The sequence below is a fragment of the Frankia sp. CeTa3Moorea genome, assembly GCF_978021225.1.
Genome location: NZ_CDXDOR010000061.1, coordinates 19508 through 28488 on the forward strand (window position 1 = coordinate 19508; position 8981 = coordinate 28488).

General features: G+C 72.6%; 6 protein-coding genes. 2 read left to right on the plus strand and 4 right to left on the minus strand.

Annotation, left to right across the window (positions count from 1 at the left end; genetic code table 11):
- Nucleotides 1–42: 42 nt before the first annotated feature.
- Entirely contained in the window at nucleotides 43–2985 is a 2943-nt protein-coding gene (locus tag AC08OV_RS12830; protein ID WP_476615744.1) for an HAD-IC family P-type ATPase, read from the plus strand.
- Nucleotides 2986–3007: 22 nt separating this feature from the next.
- Here the strand turns inward: AC08OV_RS12830 and AC08OV_RS12835 are convergent, their stop codons facing one another.
- The 4 genes from AC08OV_RS12835 to AC08OV_RS12850 all read right to left on the minus strand — a co-directional run bounded on the left by AC08OV_RS12835 (nucleotide 3008) and on the right by AC08OV_RS12850 (nucleotide 7898).
- Nucleotides 3008–5422: a bifunctional copper resistance protein CopD/cytochrome c oxidase assembly protein gene (locus tag AC08OV_RS12835; RefSeq protein WP_476619712.1), complete on the minus strand. Its 2415-nt coding sequence runs from the start codon at nucleotides 5420–5422 to the stop codon at nucleotides 3008–3010.
- Nucleotides 5423–5426: 4 nt separating this feature from the next.
- Nucleotides 5427–6209, minus strand: coding sequence for a copper resistance CopC family protein (locus tag AC08OV_RS12840; RefSeq protein WP_476619713.1), 783 nt, complete (start codon nucleotides 6207–6209; stop codon nucleotides 5427–5429).
- A gap of 180 nt (nucleotides 6210–6389) precedes the next feature.
- Nucleotides 6390–7436, minus strand: coding sequence for a hypothetical protein (locus AC08OV_RS12845; protein WP_476619714.1), 1047 nt, complete (start codon nucleotides 7434–7436; stop codon nucleotides 6390–6392).
- Between the two features lie 54 nt (nucleotides 7437–7490).
- Complete coding sequence (locus AC08OV_RS12850) at nucleotides 7491–7898, minus strand: hypothetical protein (protein WP_476619715.1); 408 nt, start codon at nucleotides 7896–7898, stop codon at nucleotides 7491–7493.
- A gap of 225 nt (nucleotides 7899–8123) precedes the next feature.
- On the opposite strand from AC08OV_RS12850, the gene AC08OV_RS12855 reads away from it, so the two are divergent.
- On the plus strand, nucleotides 8124–8981 hold an 858-nt coding region (locus AC08OV_RS12855; RefSeq protein WP_476619717.1), incomplete at its 3' end, for an NAD-dependent protein deacetylase.

Below are 8981 nucleotides of genomic sequence, written 5' to 3' on the forward strand. Positions count from 1 at the left end.
CCGAGCCTCCGGCAGCGACCGCGACGGAGCGTGGAGGACGCCATGATTCGGCGAGGGGCCGCGGGATCGCGGCTGTCTCCGGGACGGCTCGACGACCGGGACCTGGCGCCCATCGACGACCCCGCGTCCGTCGGCGACCCCGCGTCCGTCGGCGACCCCGCGTCCGTCGGCGACCCCGCGTCCGTCGGCGACCCCGCGTCCATCGACGACCCCGCGTCCATCGACGACCCCGCGTCTGCCAACGGGTCCATGCCCGCCAACGGGTCCGCGTCCGCCAACAGGTCCATGCCCGTCGGCGGGGCCTGGTCCGTCGGCGGGTCCGGCCCCGCCGCGACCGGTCGATCCGCCGCCGGGCTGACCGCCGCCGAGGTCGCCGAACGCGTCGCCGACGGCCGCGTCAACGACGTGCCGGCCCGCTCCAGCCGTTCGCTGCGCGACATCATCCGTGCGAACGTCCTCACCCGGATCAACGCGATCATCGGCGTTCTGCTGGTCTTCGTCGTCATCGTCGGTCCATTCCAGGACGCCCTGTTCGGCGGTGTGATCATCGTGAACACCCTGGTCGGCCTGTTCCAGGAGCTGCGGGCGAAGCGCACCCTGGACCGGCTTGCCGTGGTGGGGGAGTCCCGGCCCGTCGTGCGGCGTGACGGTGTCGCCCGGGAGCTCCCCGCCGCCGAGATCGTGCTGGACGACGTGATCGAGCTCGGCGCCGGCGACAAGATCCCCGTCGATGGCCTGGTCCTGGCAGCCGATCACCTGGAGGTCGATGAGTCGCTGCTCACCGGTGAGGCGGATCCGGTGCACAAGCAGCCCGGCGACATCGTCATGTCGGGCAGCTTCGTTGTCGCGGGGTCGGGGGCGTTCCGGGCGACCCGGGTGGGCCGCGAGGCCTACGCGGCCCGGCTCGCTGAGGAGGCGAGCCGGTTTACCCTGGTGCACTCCGAGCTGCGGGGCGGCATCAGCACCATTCTGCGGGTCGTCACCTGGATGATCATTCCGGCCGGCCTCGCGCTGATCATCAGCCAGGTGGTCGTCAACGACGACGACCTGCCCGAGGCCATCCGCCGGATGGTCGCCGGACTCGTGCCGATGGTGCCGGAGGGCCTGGTGCTTCTCACGTCGGTCGCCTTCGCGGTCGGCGTGGTGCGGCTGGGCCGGCGGCAGTGCCTGGTGCAGGAACTGCCCGCGATCGAGGGGCTGGCCCGCGTCGACGTCGTCTGCCTGGACAAGACCGGCACCCTCACCGAGGCCGCGATGGACGTCGTGGAGCTGCGGATCGTCGAGCCGGGCACCGCCGGCGCCGTACCTGAGACGGGCGCCGCCTCCGGGGCAGGTGCGGCCGGAGAGCCGAGCACCCTCGTGCCGAGCGTGCTCGGCGCCCTCGGCGCGGCCGACAGCCGGCCGAATCCGAGCCTGCAGGCGATCATCGATGCCTATCCCGCCCCGCAGGGCTGGCAGGTGCGGGCGGACGCGCCGTTCTCCTCGGCGCGTAAGTGGAGCGGCGCGACCCTCGCCGCCGCGGACGGGACCGAGGGCACCTGGCTGCTCGGCGCGCCCGACGTGCTGCTGGCAGCTGGTGACCGGGTGCTCGCCACCGCGGACGAGTACGGGGCGCAGGGCCTGCGGGTGCTGCTGCTCGCTCGGTTCGGCGCGCCGCTGGCGGACGCACTGGCGGACCCGGCGACGGTGCCGACTGGCGTCGTCCCGGTGGCGCTCGTGGTCATCGCCCAGCGGCTGCGGGCGGATGCCCCGGATACCCTGCGGTACTTCGCCGAGCAGAACGTCGCCGCCAAGATCCTCTCGGGGGACAACGCGCTGTCGGTCGGCGCGGTCGCCCGCTCGCTGGGGCTGCCCGGCGCCGACGATCCCGTTGACGCCCGCACGCTGCCGACCGACCGGGCCGCGCTCGCCGACGCCATGGAGAGCCACTCGATCTTCGGGCGGGTCAGCCCGCAGCAGAAGCGGGAGATGGTCGCGGCGTTGCAGTCGCGGGGGCACGTCGTTGCGATGACCGGCGACGGCGTCAACGACGTCCTGGCGCTCAAGGACGCCGACATCGGCGTGTCGATGGGATCCGGCAGCCAGGCGACCCGCGCGGTCGCCCAGATCGTGCTGCTGAACAACAGCTTCGCGACGTTGCCGCCGGTGGTCGCTGAGGGACGGCGGGTCATCGGCAACATCGAACGGGTCGCGAACCTGTTTCTGACCAAGACCGTCTACTCGGTCCTGCTCGCAATCGTGGTTGTGATCACCCAGGTGCCGTACCCGTTCCTCCCTCGGCATCTCACGCTCGTCGGGTCGCTGACGATCGGCATCCCGTCGTTCTTCCTGGCGCTGGCACCGAACACCGAACGGGCGCAGCCGGACTTCGTCGGTCGGGTGCTGCGCTTCGCCCTTCCCGCCGGGTTGCTCGCCGCCGCGGCGACGATGACATCCTACCTGCTGGCCCGGTCACACTTCTATGGTCAAGACCTGGACGCCGAGACCTCGATGGCGACGCTGACGCTGTTCGGAGTCGCGCTGTGGGCACTGGCGATCGTCGCCCGTCCGTACACCTGGTGGCGCATCGCGCTCGTGCTGACCATGGCGGTCGCGTTCGCGCTGGTCCTGGCCATCCCGTCCGGCCAGGAGTTCTTCCAGCTCTCCCTGGTGGGGACGACCGGGCCGTGGACGGCGGTCGGCATCGCCGCGGTGGCGGCGGTCCTGCTCGAACTCGTATGGGCGATCATCCGCCGGCAGCTGACGGTGGTGGCCGCGCGGGTGGACCTGGAAGCGGCGCGCCGCCCGTCGATTTCGCAGAGCAACGTGCGGATCCTGCCCGCGGCGCGGACCCTGCCCGCGGCGCCTGCCGAGGGTGCGCCTGCCGACAGCCCGCGGTCCGCGGCGGTCGTCCGTCCAGGGGCGGTCGTCCGTCCGGGGGTGGTCGTCCGTCCGGGGGGGAGGGCCGCGGCATCCGGTCCCGACGGCCCGCGGCCGACGCCGTAGCCGGGGTTCTCTCCCGGCCTGCCTATCCGGAGGTCTCGGCCTCAGCGCTGGTCTCGTCTCCGGGGGCGGGCGAGGTCGTGCGTGAGGTGGCGGCTGCTGAGGTGGCGGCTGTCGAGGTAGTGGGGGTGGCCGCGGACGGCGTGCGCCGGGCCGGGCCGGCGGCGAGCCGGGTGAGGTAGGCGTTGTACGCGTCGAGCTCGGCGTCGACGTCACCAGCCGCGGCGATGCGCCGCTCCCGGGCCCGCGTCTGCCGCTCGTCCAGCCGGGACCACTGGATGGCCAGCACGATCAGCACGACAAAGGTGGGAATCTCGCCGAACGCCCAGGCGATGCCCCCGGCGGTCCGCTGGTCGCTGAGCGGTGAGACGCCCCAGGGCCGGACCAGGCGGTCGTACCAGCCTGAGCCGAGCAGGGCCGATGTGCTCATGATGGTCAGGCCGAGGAAGGCGTGGAACGGGACGACGGCCAGCAGCATCAGGACGCGGCCGGGATGCGGCAGCCGGCGGGGGAGCGGGTCGGTCCCGATCAGCAGCTCGAAGAACAGCACGCCGACCGCCAGGAAGTGCACGTTCATGTACAGGTGGCCGAGATGGTTGCGCATGAGGGTCGACAGCAGCGAGCTGAGGTAGAGCACGTAGAGGCTGCCGGCGAAGTTTGCCGTCACGAGCAGCGGATGGGTCAGGATGCGTACCGGCCAGGACCGCAGCGTTCTCAGCAGCCATTCGCGCGGTCCGGTGCGGTGCGGAGCCGTGGCGGGCCGCATCGCCCGCAGCGCCAGGGTCACCGGCGCGCCGAGCACCAGCGGGATCGGGGCCAGCATGCTGAGCAGCATGTGCTGGCTCATGTGCACGCTGAGCAGGACCGGCCCGTACAGCCCGAGTCCGCTCGATGTGGCGACCACGACGACGAGCAGGCCGGCGAGCCAGGCGATGGTGCGCCCGAGCGGCCAGGGGGCGCCGCGTGCCCGTAGCCGGCGCAGGCCGGCGAGGTAGAGCAGGGCGGCGGTGACCGCGCCGGCGAGGAAGACCCAGTCGATGCGCCAGTCGGTGGCGAGCCGCGCGGCGGTGATCGGTGGGGGCATCGGGTATCCGAGCAGCGTCTGGGTCGGATCGTCGGGAACGAGTGCGTCGTTCACCGGCGGCGCCGTGCGGGACAGTCCGACGGCCAGTCCGACCGTGGCCGTGAGAACGGTGAGCTCCACGCCGGCGATGCGCAGGAAACGAGCGACCGCGGTCGTCCCGTCGGTGCCGGTCCGGCGGGTGTTCGTCTGAGCAGTGCCGGTCTGGTCGGTGGTGCCGGTCTGGTCGGTGGGCGTCCTCACCGCGAGCCCGGCGACGATCCGGCGGCGCACCAGACCACCGAGCGTGACGGCGGCCAGCAGGCCCGCGGCCTTGAGCAGGACCAGCAGGCCGTAGCGGGTGTCCCACAACGGGGTGAAGCCGCCGAGCCGCAGGGCCGCACCGGCGATCCCGCTGATCGCCGTGACGGCCGCCGCCCCGGCCGCGAACCGGCTGTACCGGCGCAGCGCCGGGCCGAATGAGCCCACCGGCAGCCGCACCGCGGTGAGCAGGCCGAGTAGACCACCCACCCAGGCCGTGGCCGCGAATACGTGCACGCCGAGGGCCACCACTGCAATCGCATGATCGCCGGACGTGGCGGCGTGGCCAACCAGGATCGGCGGCACGATGCCGGCGACCGCGACAGCGAGCAGGGCCCCGGCCGCGGTTGTCGTCGTGACCGTACGGCCGATCATCGCGATGACGGCCGCCAGGGCCGCCACGACGAGCAGTGCCCGGCCCTGGGAGGTGGTGGAGACGAAGGAGCGCAGCGAGGAGACGCCCAGGACGTCGCCGGCCGGGCGCGCGGCGATCTCGGACAGGGTGAACAGCAGCTCCACGAGGGTAGCCACCATCCACAGAGCCGCGGCGTTCGCCGCGTACCGGCCGCACCGCCGGGCCGTGGGGGACAGGATGCCCACCCGCGACTCGTTGCCGGCCGCACCGCGTTGCGCCGAACGGCCGTGTTGCGCCGAACGGCCGTGTTGCGCCGAACGGCCGTGTTTCGCCGGAAGAAGGACGGCGGCCGCGAGAAGCCACCCGATCGTCCCCACGGTGGCGATCTTGCCGACCAGCTGCGTGAACGGCAGTGCCCAGTAGGTGGGCGTGCCGGACGAGGGCAGGCCGGGCAGCCGCAGGGGGCCTGGCCCGAAACCGACGGTCAGGGCCAGCGCCACGCATCCGGCCGCGACGGCGACGGGCGCCATCCGTCCGACCGCCGCCGTCCGTCCGTCCCCCGAGGTGGAGCGGCTGGCGGGGCTGGTCCTGGTGGGAGCGGCGGCATACGGAGGAGCGGCCAGACCCGCGGGCGTGGTGGGGTCTGCGGGCGTGGTGGGGTTGTTCGTTATGGCGGGTTCTTTCCTGGTGACGGGGGTGTCCATAGGGTCAGCGCGCTCCGGAGTGACGTCGCCGCAGGGCGAACAGGGTGCCGCCGCCGAGCGTGAGGACACTGGCGATCACGACGGGGAGTATCCAGCCACCGCCACCGCCACCGCCACCGTCACCGCCGTCCGCGGATCCCGTATCGGCCGTGATGGCAGTGACGGCCGCGGACGGGGCCGGCGCGGCACCCGTGGTCGGGCTTGCGGTGGCTGCCGGGGTCGGCGTCGTGGTGACCGGGGACGGGGGCGGGGATCCCTCCTGGCCCGTGGACGCCGTGCCGCCGGCAACGGTGAAGGCGAACTCGCCGCCGACCGGATGACCGTCCTCGGACACGACCCGATAGGCCACCGTGTAGCGACCGTCGCGGAGAGCGGTGAGGTCCTGGTGGACGCTGCCGCCCTCGACGCGGGTGGCACCGGCGGTCACGCTGGCGCCGTCGGTCGCTGTGACGGCGACGTTCGTGTAGCGCGGGGACACTGGCTCGTTGAACATCAGGATGATCTCATGTGGCGGGGCGGTGAGAGTGCTGTCCGCCACCGGGGTGCTGGTGACCAGGCGTGAATGCGCCGATGCGGGGGTGGCCAGTCCGAGCAGGACCGCCGGGACGAGCGCCGCGACGAGGCCAAGCGCCACAACCAGGCTGATCGCCGCGGCGAGGCCGGTGGGCCCCGTGCCGCCCGTACCACCGGTGGCGCGGGCGGCACCGGTGGGGTCGGCGAACCGGGTGCCGCTCTTACTCGGGACTGCCGTACGCCGTCTCGCGGACAGCCTCGCCTGTAGTCGCACCCAGCAGATTCTACGCGCCGTAGAAACGTGACCACCGCGTCCGATCCAAGATAATCAACAATGTTGACATCCTCCCGGCGCGTAGGTTCCGCTCGCTGTTCCCGCTGTTCCCGCTGTTCCCGCTGTTGCTGCTGACGACCGGCCTCGGCTCATCGGCCGAGGCCGATGGCGGGCCGGCGGTCAGCAGCCGCCGTCGTGGTCCACCGGAGCCGGCCGTGGATGATCGGGAAGGACGATCGGCGCGACGAGCACGGTGTCATGGCCGTCCGTGGTGGCCACGAGCGCGGGCCAGAGGCCGTCGTTGACGCAGTTCTTCGCGAATTCGCTGGCCCGGGTTGGGGGAGAGGCCAGGGACACGAATCGGCCCTCGGTCGTCGCGAGGAGCAGGTGCGCGCCGATCAGGGAGTGCCGCATCGCCTGTTCCCGGTGCCGTCGGCGGCGCGCCTCGAGGGAGACGTGATCCATCGCTTCCTCGGCCGGAAGATGCCAGCCCGAGGTGTTCACCAGTTCCGCCCGGAGCCGGACCAGGCGATGTGCTCCGGTTCCCCCGGCCTGGTGTGCCCAGGTCTGCAGTCCGGCGCTCAACCGCAGCTCTCCCTGCACGGCCCAGCTGTCCCAGGTGATGCGGGTCGGTTCCGCCTCGCCGTGGCCGCTCACGGTTTCCACCCGCCGACCGGCGGGGGCGCTGAACCGGATGGTGTGGGGTGGTCCGAGTCCCGCCGAGACGCCACCGCTCGCCGGACCGGCCAGCTCCCAGGGATTCGGCCGTGGCGCGCTCAGGCGGGGCAGCCAGTTCCGCCGCGGCCCCGCGGCGGTCGGTACCGCGCTGCCGGGAGGCGCCGCCAACAGGTCCGTGACCGTCACCACATCGTCGACCTGGCGCGGGATGAACTCGTCCCAGCCGCGGGGCTCGGCATCTCCCGCGGGCCAGCCGCCCGGTGGAAACCGGCCCCCCTCCCCGGGGCCACGATCCACGGAACGGGCCGTCATCTGCAGGTAGCGCACCCGGACCCGGAGCACGGTGTCGGGGCCGCATTCCAGGAGACACTCCGAGTGGGCATGCGAACGCTCCCCCGGGTGGGCGAGGGCATAGGACGACGGGGTCAGCACCCCGATCCGCCGGTCTGAGCCGCAGGTGGTGGCGCGGTCGGGACGGGTGGACTCGCCGCGGTAGATCTCAGCGTCCGCGATCGCCGCGGTCTGGTCGAACGGCGAACAAACCGTCATTGCATCTCCCTGCCCTGGACGGGCCTGGCCCGGACGGACGAACGAACGGATGGGCTAGAGAACGGCGATCGCCTCCCCGGCGTGGACCAGCACGGCATCTCCGGGATGGGCGTCGACCAAGGCGATGCCCACCTCCTCCGTTCCGGCGGGAGTGCGAACGACAGCGAGGGCTCCGGGCAAGAGACGGATGACCTCCGCCTCGATGGTCTCCTCCGACCGGGCGATGCGCCCGGCCGCCTCACATACCGGCGCGGCCGGACCGGGATGGACCGAGGCCAGCTCGGCCTCCATCGCGGCCGGTCGGCCCGCGCTCGTGCCGGCGGTCATGCCGACGGTTTTGACGGTGGTCCTGGTTGTGGTCGACGCGGCTGACCCGCCGTGACCGACTGAGTCGGAGGGGTGGTGCCGGGCATCCCCCGACTCGGCGTGCCTGGTGCCGACCTGTGCGTTCTCGCCGTCCATCGTCGTAACCACCCTCGGGAAGGCTGGCTTTGCCGCAACCGTACGACCCTGGGCCTGATCACACCACACGGCTAGGACGACTACACGACGTATCGATGCCGGTGTCCGAAACATCAACCTGCCGGGACGTCTCCCCCCGGGCTCCATCCCCGGACGGGCGGGGAGCGGACGGGCGGGGAGCGGTGGCGCGGAACGGGCATCCGGGGCACGGCCGGATCCGGCAGCATAGACGGTGTGAGGGACGGTGTGCGACAGCAGGTGACGGGTGGCGGGGGCGAGGCATTCGACCGGCTCTGCTCGCTGGCCGCGGCCGGCGGGGTCGTGGTGGTGACCGGTGCGGGGATCTCCACCGACTCCGGTATTCCGGACTACCGGGGTCCAAACGGGGCACTGCGCCGTCACACCCCGATGACCTACCAGGAGTTCACCGATGATCCCGCGGCCCGGCACCGCTACTGGGCCCGCAGCCATGCCGGGTGGCGGCGGGTGGCCCGGGCGGAGCCGAACCCGGGCCACCGTGCACTGGCCCGGTTGGAGCAGGACGGCCTGGTGACCGGCGTCGTGACGCAGAACGTCGACGGCCTGCACCAGCGCGCCGGCTCACGGCGCGTCATCGATTTGCACGGCAGGCTGTCGCGCGTGCTATGCCGCGGCTGCGGCGACGTGAGCCCTCGCCTCGAGCTCGACCAGCGTCTGCGGGCGGTCAATCCCGGATTCCATGTCGGCGCCGCGCAGACCAACCCGGACGGCGATGTCACGCTCCCCGACGACATGGTCGCCGCCTTCGTCATGGTGGGCTGCCGCCGGTGCGACGGCGACGAGCTGGAACCGGACGTGGTGTTCTTCGGCGCGACCGTGCCGCGGCCGCGTGCCGCGGAGGCGTTCCGGCTGGTCGAGGGGGCCAGGGCGCTGCTGATCCTCGGATCATCGCTGACGGTGATGTCCGGCTACCGGTTCGTGCTCCGTGCGGCGGAGCTCGACATCCCGGTCGCGATCGTCAACCAGGGTCCGACCCGGGGGGACAGCCGCGCGGCCGTCCGGGTCGACGCGCCTCTGGGCCTGGTGCTTCCCCGCCTCGCCGCC